This is a genomic window from Mucilaginibacter sp. SJ (assembly GCF_028993635.1).
In the GTDB taxonomy this organism is placed as follows: Bacteria; Bacteroidota; Bacteroidia; order Sphingobacteriales; family Sphingobacteriaceae; genus Mucilaginibacter.
In genome coordinates, this window is record NZ_CP118631.1 from 4,430,626 (window position 1) to 4,452,131 (window position 21,506).

A 21,506-nucleotide genomic window follows, 5' to 3' on the forward strand; every position below is an offset into this window, starting at 1 on the left:
CACAACATCAATATATAAAGAAGGCCTGGTTGATTGAACCAGGCCTTTGTTATTTTAGGCGTAGTAATCTGGGAGCTATCCTTGCTTAATTTCTGCTCCTGTATTAAAATACGTCAATATGGCTTTGGCCTGTTTAAGATTTACTACTTCGAGCAGCATTTCCTCGTTAGCTTCGCGAATCTTCTTTACCGATTTAAAGTATTTAAGCAGCTTTTCGGCTGTGGTTTTGCCTATGCCCTCTATCAGCTCAAGTTCTGTTACCAATGTGCCCTTATCGCGCTTTTTACGGTGGAAAGTGATCCCAAATCGGTGTGCCTCATCGCGCAGGTGCTGGATCACTTTAAGGGTTTCCGATTTTTTGTCGAGATACATGGGGTACTGATCGTTGGGATAATAAAGCTCCTCCAGGCGTTTGGCAATGCCTATCACGGTTACCTTTTTATCTATACCCAATAACTTAAGGCTATGCATGGCCGATGATAACTGGCCCTTACCTCCATCAATCACGATCAGCTGTGGTAATTCTGTTCCTTCATCCAGCATGCGGCGGTAACGGCGGTGTACAGCTTCTTCCATAGTGGCAAAGTCGTTAGGGCCTTCAACGGTTTTTACGTTAAAATGCCGGTAATCTTTTTTGGAGGGCTTTCCATCCTTGAACACTACAATGGCCGATACCGGGTATTTGCCCTGGAAGTTAGAGTTATCGAAACATTCAATATGGCGTGGCAGCTGGTTCATGCGCAGATCTTTCATCATTTGCGTGAGCAACCGTTCGGTGCGGATCTCGGGGTTCAGTTTCTCGTACTGGTCAATCTTTTCCTTCTTAAAGAACTGTACATTCTTTTGCGAAAGGTCAAGTAATTTGCGTTTTTCGCCCAGTTTTGGCACCGTGAATTTGATGTTTGGATGGTCCTCAAGATCGATATCAAACGGTACGATGATTTCCTTGCTGTCGCTGTTATAACGGCTCCTGAACTCGGATATGGCCAGTGTAAGCAACTCTTCGTCACTTTCATCCAGTCGCTTTTTTAGTTCGATGGTTTGTGTTTGGATGATGGTACCATTCATCACCTTCAGGAAGTTTACGAATGCCAGTTTTTCCTCTGACGCAATGCTGAACACATCCACATCAGTAATAGATGAATTAACTACAGTGGATTTGCTCTGGTAATTTTCAAGCAGTTCGAATTTGCGTTTAAGCCGGTGCGCCAGCTCAAAATTCATTTCCATGGCAGCGGTTTCCATCTCATTTTTTAAACGGCGAAGAACTGCACCGATCTTCCCGTTCAGAATATCCTTGATCTCTTCGATGCTGTTATCGTAGTCCTCTTCTGTTTGATAGTTTTGGCAAGGCCCTTTACAGTTGCCCAACTGGTATTCCAAGCAAACCTTAAACTTACCTTTATCAATGTTTTCGCGGGTGAGCTGCAGGTTGCAGGTGCGCAAGGGATAAGTTTCCTTAATAAGCCCTAAAATGTTATGCATCATGCTTATCGATGCATAAGGGCCAAGGTATTTGGATCCATCTTTTATAATACGGCGGGTCCAGAAAATACGCGGGTAATTTTCGTTTTTAATGATAATCCATGGATAGGTTTTATCATCCTTAAGCATTACGTTGTAGCGGGGCTGATGCTTCTTGATCATGCTGTTTTCCAGCAGCCAGGCATCAACCTCGGTGTCAACAATAGTAAAAGTTATAGCACGGATCTTGGATACCAACACCCGTGTTTTAGCATTGATATGAATATCCTGGTTAAAGTACGAGCCAACACGATTGCGCAAGTCTTTAGCCTTGCCAATATATATCAGTTCCTGCTCACTATCCCAGTATTGGTAAACCCCGGGTTTGTGAGGGATGTTTTTTAAAGCAGCCCTGTAATCAAATTGGTTCATTAGTTCACTGGTTCATTAGTTCATTGGTCTGTCTGGTGATTGCATTCAGCTCTACCAATAGAACTCAGTTTATTCTTTATTACTCTGCCTTCTCATTACCGTCCCGCTTGCCAATGAATTTAAGGTAAGCATTTAACTTGAGATGAATGACCTGTAGCTTTTCAAACAGATCGTCGAATTGTTCCTCAGTTATCAGGTTTCTTTTCTTTGATTTCTGAAGCCAGCCTTTGGTTTCCAAAATTGAGCCTCTACTAAAATAACAGAAATTGCGGTTTTCTTTATAGTGGTACCTGCCGTAACCCTCCGCTATATTCGCACTGATTGAATCAGCAGAGCGCACTATTTGTTTTCCAACGGTGTCTTTAGTGAAATAGTCCCATTCGCTTACAATAAACCAAATCTCATCACTGAAACTATCAGCCAATCTATAAACTTCTAAGTCTTCGAGAGTGTGATGACTCATGCTATTAAACTATTTACCAATGAACTAATGAACAAGTGAACGAATGAACCATTAAAACCCTAATTTCTTATCTACCTCAGTAGTTCCCTGTTGCTGCTGGTTATAGGCTCCGCAATCCAATATGATGCTAACTCCATTTGCAGGTGCATCAAAATCAACGTTCTTTTTGATGCCTAAAGCCGCATTGGCATATACCTTTTTCATGTACATGGCAAATATAGGCAGGGCACTATTGGCACCTTCGCCCAGGCGGGTGCTTTGGAAGGCAATGTCACGATCTTCGCAACCTGTCCATAAGCCGGTAACCAACTGTGGGGTTATACCTATAAACCAACCGTCGGAGTTATTTTGGGTTGTACCGGTTTTACCACCTATTGGGTTTCGTAAACCATATTTATAGGTTAACCTTGAACCGGTACCATCTTCAATAACTCCTTTAAGCATATAGGTCATTACATACGCCGTTTGCGGGTTCATGGCTTGCACTACGCGCGGAGTATGGGTGTACAATACGTTGCCGTTTTTATCTTCAATGCGTAAAATATAAGTAGGCTCTGTCCAAAGGCCGTGGTTGGCAAAAGCGGAGTAAGCGGCCGTCATCTCAAAAACCGAGGCATCAAACGTACCTAAGCATATAGAAGGATAAGGCGGAACATTGGTTGTGATGCCCATCTTCTTGATTAGTTCAACGACTGGCTCTGGCTTAACCTCGCCCATAACGTGGGCCGTAACCCAGTTTTGTGAGTGTGCTAATGCCTGCCTTAAAGTAATAAAGCCCGGCAAAGTTTCGGACGGCGAAGAGCGCGGGCACCATGGCGCGCCATAACCACGAATGGTGTCTGGCACATTATTAATCTTCATGCATGGCGAGTAACCGTTATCAATAGCTACGGCATAAGTAAATGGTTTGGCCGTTGAGCCCACCTGGCGGGTGCCGTTCTTTACCTGGTCATATTTAAAGTGCTCAAAATTGGTGCCGCCAACCCATGCTTTAACATACCCGGTTGTTGGGTCCATGCTCATGAGGGCGTTACGCAAAAGCATTTTACAGTAGATAATACTGTCAATTGGCCTCATCATGGTATCGATATTGCCGTGCCAGGTAAAAAGGTTAAGCATGGTTTTGGTCTTGAAGTTTTCTTCAATCTCCTCGTCAGATTTTTCCTGTTGTTTCAGTTGTTTGTACCTGTCAGATTTTTGCATGCCCTGATCAAGCAAAAATTTGAAGTTGTGGATGCTTTTATAAAGGTTACGGCCGCGCCAGTGATCATTGAACTGGGCCTGCAGGTCTTTCATATAATCACGCTGCGCATCCTCCGCATATTGCTGCATGGTAGCATCAATGGTGGTATATATTTTTAAGCCGTCGCGGTCAAGATCATAAGGGGTGCCATCCGGGCGGTTAATATTCTGTTCTTTAAAAATCTTTTGAAGTTCTTTCTTCAATACCGAACGGAAGTATGGCGCCAGTCCGTCAAAATGATTGTTCTGGTGAAAATCAAGACCAAGTGGCTTGCGTTTATATTCTTCAACCTGGCCTTCGCTCAGGTAATTTTGCTCGGCCATACGGTTTAGCACCAGGTTGCGCCTTTTAAGTGCGTTATCCGGGTGGCGGATAGGCGAATAAATGCCGGGGCCGTTAACCATGCCTATTAACAGGGCAGCCTGATCGGGTGTTAGTTTATCTGGCGTAGTGTTAAAATAAGTGCGCGCGGCCGATTTGATACCATAAGTGTTATAAGCACCAAAGTCGACTGTGTTAAGGTACATGGTTAGGATCTCTTCTTTGGTGTAATGGCGTTCAAGCTTAACAGCTGTAACCCACTCCTGCAGTTTTTGAATGATCCGCTTAAATGGATTGGCAGATCGCTCTGAAAAAAGGTTAAGTGCCAGCTGTTGTGTTATGGTACTGCCACCCTGTTTTTGCCCGATGAGCAAATGCGCAAAAATAGTAAAGCTTCGGCCAAAATCAATGCCTGAGTGGTCATAAAAGCGTTTATCCTCGGTGGCAACCAACGCGTTAATTACATTTGGTGACAATTCGCGGTAAGTAACGTTTGAGCGGTTTTGGATATAATAAGTCCCCAATACCTGTTTGTCGGATGAGATGATCTCCGTAGCCTGGTTGCTCTTGGGGTTTTCCAGGTCGCGGAACGAAGGCAGCTGACCAAACACATCAAAAATAGTGAGTGTTATCATCATAACTACAAAAGCGAAAAGGCCAAGCACAATTCGCCATATGTACCAGTTGTATCTTCTTATATCTGCAGGCTGGAGTTGATTTTTCGAGTTAAACCTTGTGTTAGTGGTTCTCATTTTCTAATAAAATTTCTGATAGTAGTCAAAATAACTATCCAATATACTTTGGGTTGCTAATTTATCCAGATTTTCTTTGGTAATGATAAAAATGCTGTATTTATCCTTTGGAACCTTCATAATATCGGGTAGCAGAGGTACAATGGTACGTGCATAATCTTTAGCATCGGCAAGGCTGTAAAAACGGCCAACGTATATCAGCTGGTTATTTTCGCCAACGCTTTTAACGTGGTGGATCACTTCGCTGCGGGTGTATCGTGTACGGTTAAACTGCCCTACTCCAAAACGTGTAGAAGCCAGATTAGTTGTACCACTGGATACATTTATCACAAAGTAATAGTTGCTGCTGTCGCGCTTGCTGAATATGTAGTTTACCGCAGTTGTATTGTTAATGGCGGCCGGGTGAACCGTAGCCACAGTATCTTTTTGTTTGGGTGCCGGCTGCGTGGCTATATCCCTTGAAGTATCCGGCATTTGATGCTGCGGTAAAGGGATCTGGCCTGCGGCAAGTTGTTTTGGTTGTTGAATTGCAGCCTGCTGAATTTGTGGTGCCGATGTTTTAGCCCCGGCTATTATACGCGTGTCCCGTTCGGGCAGGCGCTCCTGGGGAGTTACATTTTGTGCCGATGGCGTATATGGCGGACGGTATTCTGTTTGTTTTTGATATGCCACCGGTGGGGTAAAAGGGATCTCGTTAGGATCATCATTAAATAATACCACCGGACGCGCGGCTATTTCGGCCTTGTTTGAATCGATATAGGCCAGGTGTTGGTTTACAAGTGGAGCGATGAGTTTATCCTGCGGATATTTTGCGGCGATTAACTGCAGATCGGCTTGGAATGGCGGCAACTTTTCCATATGCCCGGCAGCGATGGCTTTCAGGTAGTATAACTGCGCTGCATACCGGTTGTCAGGATATTTGTTAAGCAAATCATTTGCTTTCTCAATCACTTTTGCGTATTGCTTTTGAGCATACTGATCGTACACTTCGTTATAAAAGCCGTTAAATTCAGCATCTACATCGGCCAGCTTGCGGGCATAATCCGGATCGAGAATTACTTTAGCAAATACACTTTCCGGATACTCTTTAAGCAACCTGTTTTTGTAATCATTTGACTTTACAGCGTCTATATCGACATAAAGCCTGTACAGGTTATAATAAACTGAAGGCTTATCGTTGCTTTGAGGGAAACGTGTAAGCAGGGTTTCGTAAGTGGCAATAGCTTCCTTTTTATCTTCCAATACATCGCGATAAAAATTAGCCATTTCAAAATAAGCGTTGTAGATCTTGAAATTGGATTGCTGCAAAAGGGCAGGAGTAAGGGGCAGGTTTTTAACAAGATCCTGCCTAAAGGTACCTGCCGATACATGGGTAGTATTATAAGCTGCGCTACCAACAGGGGCATCCGGATCATTAACCTGTGAACCGCCAATGCCGGCATTGGCGGTTGGTATACCTGTATTTGAACGCCTGCTGCGGCGCCAGTTATCCTCCAGCTTACGGTTGCCCCATAAACGCTTAAAGTCGTTATAGCCCTGGCTTACGGCGCTGTTGTTGTAAAAGTAAAATGTACTACCGCTGTTTTTATTGGAGGAAGGTGAATTACTGTTCCTGTCGAAGGTATTTGGCATAGTGCCGTTATTGACATTGGCAGCGGCACCGGTGGCTTCTAAAGCGGCCTGTTGCTGCTGACGTGTTTTGCGGGCTACCATTTCATCTATACGGGCATCGCGGGTTTTATCATCCAAAGCGGCAAGCATTTGCAGGGTATCCTCGCGTGAGATGGTTTCAAGCAGGCGGGTAAGGATCTGCAGGTTATCAGCCTTTTTGCGGATGATCTGATAACCGGGATAATTTGTCGACAGGTTATTGAGCGTACTGTCATAATAAAGCCTGGCATTCACGTAATCGGCCTTGTTTTTAAAGTCGATGTCGGCAATACGTAAATACGAAAGGCCTTTTTGGTTTTGATTTTTGGTGCTTACCCGCACCGATTTCTTGTAACTTTTCAGGGCGTTGTCGATTTCGCCGGCTTTAAACTGCTGTTCACCAATCTGGTAATAGATCTGGTCGTAAAAATCAGTATTGTCTTCATTCTTAAGCAGGGCACGTAATAGGTCGATCTTACTGGCCTTAACACCGTTTTGATTGTCGCGGATGCGGATCCGGTTAAGGTTGGCATTAAATGCCATTTCAAAACTGGCGTTGCTTTTAACTATGCGGGTATAGCTTTCATAGGCATTGGCCGGCTTGAGGTTAAGCTCCTGTAATTGGCCCAGGATAAAGATCCAGCGGAGTTTGAGATTGCTGACATAACTGTATTTAATGGCCAGTTTAGCCATCTCTTCGGCTTCGGCATAGTTTTGGGTTAAGATATCATATTGCAGCTTGGTGGCGTAAACATCGGCAGTAACATTTTTTTTAGGGTTGATATCCTGTATGGCCGAATCAATTACCAGTTTAGCTAAAGGTAACTGGTTAAGGTACATAAGCCCGCGGGCTTTCCATACCAAAGCCTCCTGTTTTAAATTAGCTTGCTTGCCGAATGAACGGGTTACATAATTACAATACTCAACAGCATCAAAATAATTAGCCTCCAGGTAACGGGATTTGCCCAGTACCAGGTAAGCGTCACCCAAATAATGGCTTTGTTCCTTAATACTGATGATCTTGTTGGCTTTTACAATAGCTTCTTCCAGGTCCTTATCAGGCGTACCTGTTTGTGCGGTAGTATCAGGATAAACATTTAAAATTTCGCTGTAGGCATCAGGAAAAGATGCGGCATAGCTTTCCTGCTTGAGCCGTAAAATTTCATTCGCATTAAATAGTATGTTGTAATGGGCGGTCAGGTTTTGCATGGTGCGGTTAAAGCCGCTTTGTTTTTCAAGCGAACAACCGGCCGCTATCAATGTAACTGCAAACAGAAAAAAAATGCTGGTGTTTGGTTTATAGGATGATGATAATCGCCTCAATGCAATACGGTAGTTTAAAAAGCCTTGCTAAAATACTAAAGATTATGCAATAGGTTTAATAAATTTGCGCATGGCCGAAAATGAAGAAAATAACGAAGATGAGGTAGGCAAGCCTTTAAGCGCCTATGCTAAATACAGCAGCATCGGTTTTCAGATGGTGGTTATCATCGGCATTTTTACATTTGCCGGTTATAAAATTGATGAAGCCGGCAAGCATGATGTAAAATGGGCTACCGCCATACTCGCCCTTATCGGGGTATTCATTGCTTTGTTTATCGTTATCAGATCTGTTAAAAATTGAAACTGCACACTGTTATTTTATCGTTCCTGCTGTTTGCAGTTATCATAGCTGTGCCGCCATTGCTGTTAAGCAAATCAACCCATGGCGCCTGGCTCGATCCTCATTTCTGGATGATGTTTGCTTTTATAACCGGGCTCACATTTATCACCATTGTTTCCATATTGATGGTAACCAAAATCAACAAGGAAATATATGCTCAAACCTTCCTCGGGGCAACCATGATCAAGCTTTTGATCTGCATGTTTTTTTGCCTGTTTTTTTTACTTAAAATCAAAGTAAATGGGGTGATATTTGTTGCGAATTTTTTTTACGTATATTTCTTTAACCTCGCCTTTGAAATTTACGGTTTGTTACGTACCTTGCGCAACCAAAAATTAAAGTAAAAATCTCTCTGCTAATGGATTTTAGCCATATTTTGAACTCAAAAAAAATTACCTTAAGCATCATTTTAGGCGTTTTTTCGCTGTTTGTAACGTTAAATGCTAACGCTGTACAAGAAAAAAATGAGTCATCAACAACTGTTGAAAGTAAAGAAAAGGAAAAATTTGACCCTAATGAAGCCATCCTTGAACACATTGCCGATTCGCACTATTTTCATATAGGTGGTAAGGTTGCTATTGGTTTGCCTGTTATACTTTATACAGATGGCGGACTGGAAGTATTTTCGGCTTCTGAATTTGAGCATGGTGAAAAAGCCCACCAGGGTAAATACCACAATTATGCTTTAGTTAAAGACAAAATTAAAGTTGTTGGCGCCGATGGTACAACCGTTGATGAAACCGCTAAGATTTTTGATCTGTCAATTACCCGCAACGTGTTTTCCATGTGGATGTCGGTAATATTGCTGATCATCATATTTGTTAGCGTAGCAGGCTCGTACAAAAAGCGCGCAGGTAAAGCGCCTAAAGGTTTGCAATCATTATTGGAGCCGCTTATCCTGTTTATCCGTGACGAAGTAGCATTGCCGAACATCGGTTACAAATACGCGCGCTTTATGCCGCTGCTGTTAACCATGTTCTTCTTTATCCTGATCAATAACCTGATTGGTATGGTGCCGTTTTTTCCCGGAGGTTCAAACCTTACCGGTAATATTGCCGTAACCATGGTGCTTGCTGTTATTACCCTTATCGTGGTTAATTTTAATGGTAACAAATACTATTGGAAACACATTTTTGCACCTGACGTTCCGTTTTGGCTTTACCCTATCATGTGGATAGTTGAGCTTGCCGGTATCATTTCAAAGCCTTTCGCGTTAATGGTGCGTTTGTTTGCAAACATCATGGCAGGCCACGTTATCGTATTGGCATTGATCTCTTTGATTTTTATATTCCAGACACTTTGGGTATCTCCGGTATCAATAGCTTTCGCTTTGTTTATCGATGTGCTTGAGTTGCTGGTAGCTTTCCTGCAAGCATTCATCTTTACAATGCTTACCGCGTTGTTTATTGGCAGCGCTGTTGAGGAGCATCATCATTAATAATTTGTAATTAATAATAACACTATATTCATTTAAATTTAAAAACAATGGTTGGAAGTATTGCTGCATTAGGTGCAGGTTTAGCAGTTATCGGTGCTGGTATTGGTATCGGTCAAATCGGTGGTAAAGCGATGGAAGGTATCTCTCGTCAGCCGGAAGCTGCTTCAAAAATTCAGACTGCCATGATCATCGCTGCTGCACTTGTTGAAGGTGTTGCTCTTTTCGGTGTGATCGTTGCGCTTTTGGGTAACAAATAATTTTACCCGAAAAAAATAAAAACCGGGTGGTGTAACGGTTGGTTACACACCGGTTTTTACTTGAATGAATAATGTTAATTAGAACTATAGTCACAACAATAATATAAAAGATGGATTTAGTAATGCCTGATTGGGGTTTGGTTGTATGGACATCCGTAACCTTTTTATTCTTACTTATTTTACTGAGGGCATTTGCCTGGAAACCGATCATGGCCGCCATTGGCGATCGTGAGCGTTCAATTGAAGATGCGTTATTGAAAGCAGAAGCTGCCAAAGAGGAAATGAGCCGTTTAACCAATGAAAACGAATCATTGATTAAACAAGCCCGGGCCGAACGTGACCTGATCCTGTCTGAAGCCCGCAAAGCTAAAGAGCAAATCGTATCTGATGCTAAAGAAGCTGCACATAAAGAAGGTGCACGTATGATTGAGCTTGCCCGTGTTGAAATCAACAACCAAAAAGCTATTGCTTTGGCTGATGTTAAAAACCAGGTAGCTACTTTATCTTTAGAGATTGCTGAGAAGATCCTTCGCAAGCAATTTGAAGATCAGCAGCAACAAGACGAATTGGTTAGCCAATTATTGAAAGAAGTGAAGTTATAAGAATTCGGATTTGGGATTTCGGATTTATTCCGGTATCCGCTAACCAGTTTAAATTCCGAAATTGAATATAAAAATTCCGAAATCGAAAATTCGAAATCCGAAATTAGAAAGAAATGTCAGAAATAACAGTAGCATCGAGATACGCCAAATCACTTATCGATCTTGCGCAGGAACAAAACATTGTTGATGCGGTGAAGGCAGATATGGATCTTTTTTTACATACTTTAAAAGGAAGTTCTGAACTGGCCGCTGTTTTGGCTAACCCTATTATTTCACAAGCTAAAAAGATCAATGTTCTTGAAGCTGTGTTTGGTGATAAGGTAAATAAAGCCAGCATTATGTTTTTTAAGCTGATGATAAATAAAGGTCGTGGCGAGGTTTTGTATTTTACTGCCCAGGAATATATCAACCTTTTCAATATTAAAAGGAATATTACCAAGGCTAAAGTTACATCAGCTACAGCATTATCTGATGCCAATAAAAAGACGCTGGTAGATGAATTGCAAAAAGCTATTGGTGGCACTGTAGTGCTATATACTAAGATTGATCCGTCATTGATTGGCGGATTTGTGCTTAACGTAGGCGACAGGCAGGTTGATACCAGCATTGCTGCAAGCCTTAAGAAAATGAAAAAAGAATTTGCTGCAAAGGCATAATTAATAAGTATTAAAAGTAAAACTCTAAATAAATTTTAAACAATGGTAGAGGTAAGACCAGACGAAGTATCAGCAATTTTGCGTCAGCAGTTGGCCGGCTTCAAGTCAGAATCTGAATTAGAAGAAGTGGGTACTGTACTCCAGGTGGGTGACGGTATCGCACGCGTTTATGGATTAACTAAAGTACAGTCGGGTGAGTTGGTTGAGTTTGGCACAGGATTGCAAGGCATCGTACTTAACCTTGAAGAAGATAACGTGGGTGTGGTATTGTTAGGTAAATCTGACGATATTAAAGAAGGTGATACCGTTAAACGTACCAACAGGATTGCATCAATCAACGTAGGCGAAGGTATGCTTGGCCGTGTTGTTGATACCTTGGGTGCACCTATCGATGGTAAAGGGCCAATTACAGGTCAAACTTACGAGATGCCGCTTGAGCGTAAAGCTCCGGGTGTAATCTACCGTCAGCCGGTAACCGAGCCATTACAAACCGGTATCAAAGCTATCGACGCGATGATCCCTATCGGTCGTGGCCAGCGTGAGTTGGTTATCGGTGACCGTCAAACAGGTAAAACTGCGGTTTGTATCGATACCATCATCAATCAAAAAGAATTTTATGATGCAGGTAAACCTGTAATCTGTATATATGTAGCTTGCGGACAAAAAGCATCAACTGTTGCTAACATCGTTCGTACGCTTGAAGAGAATGGCGCTATGCCTTACTCTATCGTAGTTGCTGCTAACGCTTCAGACTCTGCTACCATGCAGTTCTTTGCTCCGTTTGCAGGTGCAGCTATCGGCGAGTACTTCCGTGATACAGGCCGTCCGGCTTTGATCATCTATGATGACTTGTCAAAACAAGCTGTTGCTTACCGTGAGGTTTCCTTGTTGTTACGTCGTCCACCGGGCCGTGAGGCTTACCCGGGTGACGTATTTTACCTGCACAGCCGTTTATTAGAGCGTGCCGCTAAAATCAACTCAAATGATTCTATCGCGCAGCAAATGAACGACCTTCCTGAGTCTATCAAAGGCATCGTTAAAGGTGGTGGTTCATTAACAGCACTTCCAATCATTGAAACACAAGCTGGTGACGTATCTGCATACATCCCAACCAACGTAATCTCGATCACTGACGGTCAGATCTTCCTGGAGTCTAACTTGTTCAACGCGGGTGTTCGTCCGGCTATCAACGTAGGTATCTCTGTATCACGTGTAGGTGGTAACGCGCAGATCAAATCAATGAAGAAAGTTGCCGGTACTTTGAAACTTGACCAGGCTCAGTTCCGTGAGCTTGAGGCTTTCTCAAAATTTGGTTCTGACCTTGACGCTTCAACCAAAAACGTGTTGGATAAAGGTATCCGTAACGTAGAGATCCTGAAACAAGGTCAATACTCACCGGTAACTGTAGAGAAACAGGTTGCTATCATTTACTTAGGTACTAAAAACTTAATGCGTAACGTGCCGGTAAATAAAGTAAGGGAATTCGAAACCGAATTTACCGATCAGTTAGAAGTTCGTCACCCTGAAGTTTTAGCTGCCCTTAAAGCAGGTAAATTTGACGACCAGCTTACCGGCGTACTGGAAACAGTAGCTAAAGAGCTGTCAGCAAGGTATTAATTTTAGATATGAGATGTTAGATGTGAGATTTGAGACTTTTCTCTTTCCCGCATCTGACATCATTATAAATTAGATAAACAGATTGAAAGTGCAGATGTGAGGCTATCTCAAATCTCATATCTCAAATCTCACATCTCAATAAAGAATGGCTAATTTAAAAGAAGTAAGAAACAGGATCAAGTCTGTATCATCAACCCAGCAGATCACCAAGGCTATGAAAATGGTTTCGGCTGCTAAGTTGAAACGTGCTACCAACGCTATTATTCAGCTGCGCCCTTACGCAAGTAAGTTGAAGGACCTGCTGGCTAACTTATCTGCAAGTTTGGAGGATAACACTTCTCCATACCTTCAGGAGCGTGAGCCGGTACGTGTATTGGTAGTTGTGGTATCATCAAACCGTGGTTTGGCCGGCGCTTTCAATACTAACGTTATTAAAACTGCCAATAATCTTATTGCCGAAAAATATCCTAAGCAACTTGCTGCCGGTAACGTATCTATCGTTGCCATCGGTAAAAAAGCCCAGGAGTTTTATCAAAGGCGTAAGTATAACGTAATTGGTAATAACAATGACCTGTACTCGGACCTTAACTTCGAAAACGCTTCAAAAATTACCGAAGCTATTATGCAGGGCTTTGTTAACGGCGATTATGACCGTGTGGAGCTGGTGTATAACCACTTCCGTAACGCGGCTGTACAATACCTGATCACTGAACAGTTATTGCCAGTGCCAAAAGCCGAAAAGAAAGAGGAAGTAAAAGCAGCTAATGTTGATTATATCCTTGAGCCATCACAACAGGAAATTGTTGAGCAACTGATCCCTAAAAATATCAAGATTCAACTTTACCGCGCTGTATTGGATTCAAACGCATCTGAACATGGTGCCCGTATGACAGCGATGGATAAAGCAACCGAAAATGCAGGTGAGCTTTTGAAATCATTGAAACTTTCATACAACCAGGCCCGTCAGGCAGCCATCACTACCGAGCTTACCGAGATCGTGAGCGGTGCTGCAGCCCTTTCAGGCGGTAACTAAGTTTAAGAGTACTTTTATATAGAAAAGGCTTTCCGGAAGGAGAGCCTTTTTGGGTTTTGATATTTTAGAGTTAAATTTGAAACTGGTCGAAGTTTAGCGATAGCGTAACTTCGTCCTAAAATGAAGCAAGCATTCTGCTTGCGAAACCCAATACCTAAATTTATATTCGTATCGATGGGCCGTAAATACGTTTTTCACGAACACGATCAACTTTATTTTGTAAGCTTTGCTACGGTAAATTGGATCGATGTTTTTGTACGGCGAATTTATTGCGATATTGTAGTAGACAGCCTTAAATATTGCATCGAAAATAAAGGCTTGGAGTTGTATGCGTGGTGTATCATGTCCAGCCACGTGCACCTGATCATAAGCACAGAAAAAGGCAACCTGTCAAATATAATGCGCGACCTAAAAAGGCACACTTCTAAAGCTATTTTAAAAGCGGTTGCCGAAAATCCGCAAGAGAGTAGACGCGAATGGTTATTATGGATGTTTGAAAGAGCTGGAATACATAATGCCAATAATGAACATTATCAATTTTGGCAACAAAATAATCATCCTATTGAATTATCTACTCAGCAAATGATAACGCAGCGATTAGATTATGTGCATAATAATCCGGTTGAATCCGGTGCGGTTGATTATCCTCCAAATTATTTGTATAGTAGTGCGAAAGATTATTATTTGGATGAAGAGGGAGTACTGCCTGTTATAAAGTTAAGCTGAAAGCTTAACACATTTTAGGTCGAAGTTACGCTATCGCTAAACTTCGACCAGTACTGAATTGCTGTTAGGCCTGGCAAACATTTGGGTATTTATAGTGCTGCCGGCAGTTTTATAGGTGCTCTACCGCTATTATAAGCGTAAACACCCAACCTGGTTCGCCGGCGGCATAAAATCATAAAAACTTTATAGCTTTTTCGGTAAACATTTCTATTTTTGCGCAAACATTAAAAATCGGTACCATGGAATCAATGGAAAATGCTAACGCAGAAGGTCACTACAAATTATTAACTGTAGCTATAATTATCGGTATGGTAGGTGTTTACCTGCGTTTTGCCGGCGATGCCAATTCAGGCTTCATGTATACTTCTATCTCGAATGTTATCATGATCATTGGTATCCTGATTGCTTTAAAATGCGTTTTCTCAATCATGAAGTAATCCCGCAACAGGGAAATTGATATTAAAAAAGCGCCTTCATTTTGAAAGCGCTTTTTTTGTGCCTTTTATTTGGGGTGATATCCCGATTCGTTCAGGAGCTTTTGGGCATCTTTATCGGCCATCAGCTGGGGTAGCGTTACGTCAGGGTGCTTGTCCATATATTTCCTTACTATCTGCCAGCCCGTCCACACAGCAAGTTTCGGCGCCGAATCATTCTTCTCGCCAAGGCCGGGGGTAAAAGGGGCTTCGGTGAGGTACTTTTGAATTTTCTGATAATCGGTTTCGTATAGCAGGTTTTGTTCTAAAAAGTACCCCCAGATCTTGCCTTCAAATTCATTGCACCATTTTAATTGCTCGGTAGTATACCGGATCTTGGTACTATCGGCCACATCAGGTAGTACCCTGTCCATAAAGTACATGATCTTGCCGTTATAGATCATTTTATTAAGCAGGGCTTTATCATTGTCATCTTCCGGGAACATGTCCTCTCGTGCCATGCCTTCAACCACGCGGGGCGTAATGTTATCAGGTGTAAACCATTTGGAAAGATAATGCGGAAAAGCATTGGTAAGCGAAGGATAAAAACGCGAATCCGTACCCAGAAACAAATCTATCCCGACGCCGAAGTAGCCATCACCAATGGTAGTTTGTGCCTGGAAACCAGAAATATAAGCATATACCCGCGGGAGAGGTTTTTGGGGGTAATAATATTTAATGTATTTAAAAGCTTCGGTAAGGCTGGCGTTCTGCCGGTCCATATTAGGGAAGGCGGCATCGGCGTCGTGCTTGAGGTCGTTATAGGCTTTGCCCGCAAACACCTCGCGGAGGGCTTTAAAATAGGTGGTATCCTTAGTACTACCAACCTGTAAAATGCGTTCGATAAAATCAGGGTAAAAACTGCCGTATTGTTTTTGCAGGTAGGAAGCTTGCAAGGTCATCGGTTTATTGTGCATTGCATCAAAATCATGATCAAACCGCTCAATTTTTACATTAACGTTGATATTGCTTACATCAATTTTTTTGTTGCGGGTACAGCTGCTTAATATCAGGCCGATGGAAAAAATTAAGTAAATTTGCTTTGCTATATACCGGGTAGGGTTCATCTTTATCCTTTAAGGCAAAAGTAAATTTATTTGCATTAATGTTGCTACTATTGTTAAGTCAATAGTCGGTAGTCCTAAATCGAAAGTCTTATTTTTTGACTTTATACTAAAGACTTGCGACTTAAGACTAAAATATACATATACTATGAAAATCGCGTTAGCCCAGCTCAACTATCACGTAGGTAATTTTGAATCGAACACCAATAAAATCATCGATCATATCATCAAGGCAAAAAATAATGGCGCCGACCTGGTTGTATTTGCCGAACTATGTGTTTGCGGCTATCCCTCACGCGATTTTTTAGAGTTTGATGAATTTATAGGCTTATGCGATGAAGCGGCCAAAAAGATAGCCGAAGTATGTGTAGGTATTGCCTGTATCATAGGCTTGCCAACCCCTAACCATAAACCCGAGGGTAAAGACCTGAGCAACTCGGCCTATTTTATTGAGAACGGCGAAGTGAAGGCATTAGTAAACAAAGCCTTGCTGCCTAATTACGATGTATTTGATGAGTATCGTTATTTTGAACCTTCAACAGAATTTAATTGTATTGAGTTTAAAGGTAAGCGGATAGCACTAACCATTTGCGAGGATCTGTGGAATACCATCGAAAACCCGCTGTACATTACCCGGCCAATGGATACCCTCATTCATCAAAATCCGCACCTGATGATCAATATAGCAGCATCACCTTTTGCTTATAACCACGATGAAGAGCGTATCGAGATCCTGAGTGATAATGCCAGTCGTTATAAACTGCCGTTGTTGTATGTTAACCATGTTGGCGCTCAAACCGAATTGATATTTGATGGCGGTTCGTTGGTGTTTGATAATACAGGTAAGCTAATTGATGAGATGCCGTATTTTGAGGAAAGCATGGCTTATTATACATTAAATGAAGATAACACGCTAAGCTTTGATCATCCGGCAACGATAAAAACTGAGCGGCCGGGTGATATCGAGCAGATCTATCAAGCTGTTATCCTTGGCATCCGTGATTATTTTTATAAATCGGGCTTTAAGCAGGCAATTTTAGGTTTGTCGGGCGGTATTGATTCGGCAGTAGTGTGCGCTTTGGCTGCAGAGGCGCTGGGGCCGCAAAATGTGATGGCTGTATTACTGCCTTCACGGTTTTCAACAGATCATTCATTAAAAGATGCGCAGGATTTGGTTGATAACCTTGGTTGCAAACACGAAATAGTGCCCATTAAAAGCATTACAGAGGCCTTTGAAACAGCGTTAAATCCGCAGTTTGATGGCTTGCCTTTTAATATCGCGGAGGAAAATATCCAATCGCGCAGCAGGGCTGTTTTATTAATGGCGATGTGCAATAAGTTCGGGTATATTTTGCTGAACACCAGTAACAAAAGCGAAGCCGCTGTAGGCTATGGCACTTTATATGGCGATATGTGCGGCGGTATTTCTGTTATTGGCGATGTTTACAAAACCCAGGTTTTTGAGCTTGCGCGATATATTAATCGCAATAAGGAGATCATACCGATCAACTCCATCGTTAAACCGCCATCGGCTGAGTTAAGGCCCGATCAAAAAGATACCGATTCGCTGCCCGAATACGATGTGCTCGACAAGATCCTGGCCGAGTATATCGAAAACCGATGCTCATCGGCCGAGATTATCAGGATGGGATATGACGAGGCAACCGTTCGCCGGGTTATCAAGCTCACTAATTCGGCCGAGCATAAGCGTTATCAAACACCGCCTATTTTAAGGGTATCGCCAAAAGCATTTGGTATGGGCCGGAGGATGCCTATTGTAGGTAAATACTTGTCGTAACAGATAAAATTTCACTCTTTAATTGTCAAGTTTACGAATATTGTAAAGCATGGTTCGTTTTGTTTTAGTTAAGGTTGATTTTTCTTAAAATTGCCTATCTTTCAAACCAATGATCAAACTTTACACAATTATTTCTTTTTGCCTTTTGCTGTTATTTGCTGCAGGCGATGCTATGGCCCAACAGCCTTTGATCAGCGAAAAGAACAGGCTTCAGCTTAACGATATTTCGCAGCAATCGTTCACCAATTATAAGGCGTCGCATGACAGGGCGCTCTCTTTAGCTACAACACATGGATGGACATTATCCCGCCGTACAAAAAACGGCAACCTGGTCACCCTGCAAGGGGTTAACAAATTGGGTTTCCCGATATACCTTATAACACACAACAATACAACAGCGGCTGCTACCACCGGTACAAATACGTTGCAGCCCGGTGGTTCATTAGGTTTGAACTTATCAGGATCGTCAGATTTTTTGACCAATAAGCTGGCCATTTGGGATGGCGGAGCGGTTTACAAAGCTCATCAGGAATTTGCCGGTAAAACCATCACCCTAAAAACTACCGAACCGGTCAATGACCATTCATCGCACGTAGCCGGTACCATGATAGCCAAAGGCATTTACGCGCCGGCCAAAGGCATGTCATTTGGAGCAACAACCCTTCAGTCATATGATTTTAATAATGATGAAGCCACCATGAGTGCCGCTGCTGCCAATCTTCTACTTTCCAATCACTCATACGGGGTAGTAACGGGTTGGGATTATAATGATTCGGCCGGCCGCTGGGAGTGGAATGGTTTACCTGGCGACACGGTAGATTACAACTTTGGTTTCTACGACTCAAAAACAGCCAACTGGGATAAGATAGCTTATACCGCCCCATATTACCTCATTGTTGAATCGGCAGGTAACGAGCGTACAAGTAATGGCCCAGCAGTGGGTGAAACCTACTACGGCTACAAAAGCAAAACCGATCAAACTTTCGTGAACAAAGGCGCCCGCCCTGCCGGCATCAGCAATAATGATAGCTATGATATTATAAGCACCAGCGGCAACGCCAAAAACATACTTACCGTAGGCGCAGTTTACCCGCTATTGTACGGTCCTAAAAACCGGAGCGATGTAGCCATAGCGCCGTTCAGCAGCTGGGGGCCAACAGATGATGGCCGCATTAAGCCGGATATTGTAGGGGATGGTGTTAACGTACTTTCGGTAGGGGTTGATAATACTACTTCATATGCTACTTTATCAGGCACCTCAATGGCTGCCCCTAATGTTACAGGTTCGCTTTATTTGCTGCAGGAATACTATGCCAAACAAAATGGAGGAACATTTATGCGGTCGGCCACATTGAAAGGATTGGTTTGCCATACGGCCTTCGATGCCGGCAATGTGGGGCCTGATTATATTTATGGCTGGGGATTGCTTAACATGGCCGAAGCTGCACAAGCCATAACCAACAATGGCGGTAAAAGCATAGTAAGCGAAAAAACACTTACACAAGGACAAACACAAACCTATAACGTAATAGCATCCGGTAACCGCTTACTGGCAGCAACCATATCATGGACAGATCCACAAGGTACGGCAACTACCGAAGGCGTGATCAACAGCCGGACTCCCAAATTGGTGAATGACCTCGATATCAGGGTAAGTGACGGCACAACAACTTTTACTCCCTGGGTACTTGACCCCAATAAGCCTGGATTTGCTGCAACTAACGGAGATAACATCAGGGATAACATTGAACAGGTATATATCCCTAATTCGGTTCCCGGCAGGGCTTATACTATTACGGTATCACATAAAGGAAGCTTATCATCCGGGTCGCAGGCATACTCGCTTATTGTTACCGGGGTTGGGGGAACTGCTTACTGTGCTTCGGCTCCGCTCTCAAATGCCGACTCAAAAGTTGATAATTTAAAACTCGCTAATATTGATAATACCCCGGCCGCAGGCTGCACAAGCTATTCGGACTATACCAACCTTACCGTACGGCTTGAGCAGGCTAAAACGTACCCCTTGAGCATCACCCTTGGCACTTGCGGCAACAATTTTAGTAAAGCTGCAAAAGTGTTTATAGACTGGAATGCTAACGGTGTGTTTGAAGATAATGAGCTGGCAGCAACAACCGGTATCGTTAACGGAACCGGTACTTATAATACCAACATTACCGTGCCGGGAACAGTAATTGCCGGGGCTTATAGCCTGATGCGGGTTGTGCTTACAGAAACCGGCGATGCATCAACCATTAAAGCATGCGGCAGCTATGCCAAAGGCGAAACCCAGGATTACCGGGTGCAATTTCTGCAAACCAGTATTGACGCTGGCGTTATTTCAATTGTTAGCCCGGGCAGCAGTGGTTCGTGCTCGGCGAGCACACCTGTTACAGTGAGGCTTAAAAATTTTGGCAACGCGGCTATAAACAATATCCCGGTAACGGTTACTATTACCAATGCCAATAATGTTACAACTACTTACAATGAGATCTATAAGGCATCATTGCCCGCATTGGCCGAGGATAACTTTACCTTCAGCCAGGAGTTTAATGCGGTTGCAGGGGCATCCTACACTATTACCGCTACCAGCAAACTTACCGGCGATCCGGTTAGCAGCAATAATTCGGTTACAGCCAATATCGTCATTAATTCGCCGGCAACTATTGGCGATCTGAGTGCTTATTATTGTTCCACTACCAATCAATACGAATTATTTGGCACTGGCGACGGTACTGTACTATGGTATCAGAATGCAACTGATGAACTGCCGATAGCCACCGGCAGTGAAGCGTTAACAACCCTGGCGCCGGTTAATAATACTTACTATGCAGGCGTTAATGATTTTACCGGAACAATTGGTCCGGCTACTAAAAGCGTGTTTACGGCTGGTGGTTATAATCAGTTTACCCCTTATGTAACTGTAAACACTAAGGTGCCGGTATTAATTAAAAGCGCACGCCTTTACATTGGTAATTCGGGGAAAATAACATTTAATGTATCCAATGCTAACGGGCAAATTGTATCGTCGGTTACCATAAACGCTGTTGCAACCCGTACAACCCCTCTGGCAGGCGCACAGCCCGATGATCCTAACGATCAGGGACAGGTGTATGATTTAAACCTGTCGTTACCAGGTGCCGGCAATTACCAGATCTCGGTTGATTTTGCTGATCAGGCTACAATATATCGTAATAACGGAGGGGTAACAGGTTACCCGTTTAAGATTGGTAATATATTTAGCATTACCGGTAACAGCGCTACTGCAACCAATGGCGATACAACCGCCTATAAAGGTTACTACTATTATTTTTATGATATGAAGGTGCAAAGCCTGGGCTGCGCATCGGCCGTACGTAAGGCGGTAACGTTGAGCAAGCCGCTTATTACCCAAACCAATAACACACTTAACTCAAACTTTACCGATGGCAACCAGTGGCTGTTAAATGGCAATGTAATAAGCGGGGCTACCGCTGCAACTTATAACCCTGTACAAAGTGGAAAATACCAGGTGCAGGTTACCCTGGCCAATGGCTGTGTGGCGCAATCAGATAATTATGTTTACGCACGCGAAGGCAGGGCCGGGAATAAAAATGAAATTGGGTTGAGCGTGTTCCCGGTACCGGTAAGTACCGATTTAAACGTGGTATTTGCGGCTAAAGAAGCCACCACCATGAAATTATCCCTCATTAATGCTTTAGGTGAAGCCGTTTACCAGGGCGGGCAGCAAAACATTGATCAGGGTAATTACAGCACTATTTTGAATGTTAGCAGGCAAACGCCGGGAGTATATGTGCTTAGGGTATTACTTGGACAGAAGGTCTATTCGCAAAAAGTTATCATCACCCGTTAGGCAG

17 protein-coding genes are annotated in these 21,506 nt (G+C 43.0%); 12 read left to right on the top strand and 5 right to left on the bottom strand.

Features of this window, described 5'->3' with window-relative positions; genetic code table 11:
* Positions 1–75: 75 nt before the first annotated feature.
* The 4 genes from uvrC to porW form a co-directional block, all read right to left on the bottom strand.
* Positions 76–1,896 carry an excinuclease ABC subunit UvrC gene (uvrC, locus tag MusilaSJ_RS18195; RefSeq protein WP_274986297.1) on the bottom strand — a complete coding sequence of 607 codons (1,821 nt, stop codon included), beginning with the start codon at positions 1,894–1,896 and terminating at the stop codon, positions 76–78.
* Positions 1,897–1,975: 79 nt separating this feature from the next.
* Positions 1,976–2,359, bottom strand: a complete 384-nt coding sequence (locus MusilaSJ_RS18200; RefSeq protein WP_274986298.1) for a four helix bundle protein — start codon at positions 2,357–2,359, stop codon at positions 1,976–1,978.
* A 51-nt stretch (positions 2,360–2,410) separates the two neighbouring features.
* Complete coding sequence (locus tag MusilaSJ_RS18205; protein WP_274986299.1) at positions 2,411–4,675, bottom strand: transglycosylase domain-containing protein; 2,265 nt, start codon at positions 4,673–4,675, stop codon at positions 2,411–2,413.
* A gap of 3 nt (positions 4,676–4,678) precedes the next feature.
* A complete protein-coding gene (gene porW, locus MusilaSJ_RS18210) occupies positions 4,679–7,648 on the bottom strand; it encodes a type IX secretion system periplasmic lipoprotein PorW/SprE (protein ID WP_274986300.1) in 2,970 nt (989 codons plus the stop codon).
* A gap of 70 nt (positions 7,649–7,718) precedes the next feature.
* Here porW and MusilaSJ_RS18215 point away from each other — a divergent pair, with 70 nt between their 5' ends.
* From MusilaSJ_RS18215 to MusilaSJ_RS18260, 10 genes are all read left to right on the top strand, one after another.
* Positions 7,719–7,949 (top strand): AtpZ/AtpI family protein, encoded by a 231-nt coding sequence (locus MusilaSJ_RS18215; protein ID WP_274986301.1) that lies wholly within the window; start codon positions 7,719–7,721, stop codon positions 7,947–7,949.
* On the top strand, positions 7,946–8,332 hold the full coding sequence (locus MusilaSJ_RS18220; RefSeq protein WP_274986302.1) for a hypothetical protein: 387 nt from the start codon (positions 7,946–7,948) through the stop codon (positions 8,330–8,332). The genes MusilaSJ_RS18215 and MusilaSJ_RS18220 overlap by 4 nt, the downstream gene beginning before the upstream one ends.
* Positions 8,333–8,346: 14 nt before the next feature.
* On the top strand, positions 8,347–9,426 hold the full coding sequence (gene atpB, locus MusilaSJ_RS18225; protein WP_274986303.1) for a F0F1 ATP synthase subunit A: 1,080 nt from the start codon (positions 8,347–8,349) through the stop codon (positions 9,424–9,426).
* A gap of 47 nt (positions 9,427–9,473) precedes the next feature.
* Positions 9,474–9,683 carry an ATP synthase F0 subunit C gene (atpE, locus tag MusilaSJ_RS18230; RefSeq protein ID WP_110585792.1) on the top strand — a complete coding sequence of 70 codons (210 nt, stop codon included), beginning with the start codon at positions 9,474–9,476 and terminating at the stop codon, positions 9,681–9,683.
* Positions 9,684–9,793: 110 nt separating this feature from the next.
* Positions 9,794–10,285: a F0F1 ATP synthase subunit B gene (gene atpF / locus MusilaSJ_RS18235; protein ID WP_176625293.1), complete on the top strand. Its 492-nt coding sequence runs from the start codon at positions 9,794–9,796 to the stop codon at positions 10,283–10,285.
* Between the two features lie 113 nt (positions 10,286–10,398).
* The gene (atpH, locus tag MusilaSJ_RS18240; RefSeq protein WP_274986304.1) at positions 10,399–10,941 is read left to right on the top strand and encodes an ATP synthase F1 subunit delta; all 543 of its coding nucleotides are present in this window, start codon (positions 10,399–10,401) and stop codon (positions 10,939–10,941) included.
* A 42-nt stretch (positions 10,942–10,983) separates the two neighbouring features.
* Positions 10,984–12,558, top strand: coding sequence for a F0F1 ATP synthase subunit alpha (atpA, locus tag MusilaSJ_RS18245; RefSeq protein WP_112653231.1), 1,575 nt, complete (start codon positions 10,984–10,986; stop codon positions 12,556–12,558).
* Between the two features lie 145 nt (positions 12,559–12,703).
* The gene (atpG, locus tag MusilaSJ_RS18250) at positions 12,704–13,591 is read left to right on the top strand and encodes an ATP synthase F1 subunit gamma (protein ID WP_090530320.1); all 888 of its coding nucleotides are present in this window, start codon (positions 12,704–12,706) and stop codon (positions 13,589–13,591) included.
* Between the two features lie 174 nt (positions 13,592–13,765).
* Positions 13,766–14,317 carry an REP-associated tyrosine transposase gene (locus tag MusilaSJ_RS18255; RefSeq protein WP_274986305.1) on the top strand — a complete coding sequence of 184 codons (552 nt, stop codon included), beginning with the start codon at positions 13,766–13,768 and terminating at the stop codon, positions 14,315–14,317.
* A gap of 239 nt (positions 14,318–14,556) precedes the next feature.
* On the top strand, positions 14,557–14,754 hold the full coding sequence (locus MusilaSJ_RS18260) for a hypothetical protein (protein ID WP_274986306.1): 198 nt from the start codon (positions 14,557–14,559) through the stop codon (positions 14,752–14,754).
* 65 nt (positions 14,755–14,819) lie between these two features.
* Here MusilaSJ_RS18260 and gldB read toward each other — a convergent pair whose 3' ends face one another.
* Positions 14,820–15,857 carry a gliding motility lipoprotein GldB gene (gldB, locus tag MusilaSJ_RS18265; RefSeq protein WP_274986307.1) on the bottom strand — a complete coding sequence of 346 codons (1,038 nt, stop codon included), beginning with the start codon at positions 15,855–15,857 and terminating at the stop codon, positions 14,820–14,822.
* 145 nt (positions 15,858–16,002) lie between these two features.
* Here gldB and MusilaSJ_RS18270 point away from each other — a divergent pair, with 145 nt between their 5' ends.
* Both MusilaSJ_RS18270 and MusilaSJ_RS18275 read left to right on the top strand, forming a co-directional pair.
* Positions 16,003–17,652 carry an NAD+ synthase gene (locus MusilaSJ_RS18270; protein ID WP_274986308.1) on the top strand — a complete coding sequence of 550 codons (1,650 nt, stop codon included), beginning with the start codon at positions 16,003–16,005 and terminating at the stop codon, positions 17,650–17,652.
* A 109-nt stretch (positions 17,653–17,761) separates the two neighbouring features.
* Complete coding sequence (locus MusilaSJ_RS18275) at positions 17,762–21,502, top strand: S8 family serine peptidase (protein WP_274986309.1); 3,741 nt, start codon at positions 17,762–17,764, stop codon at positions 21,500–21,502.
* The last annotated feature ends 4 nt before the right edge of the window (positions 21,503–21,506 follow it).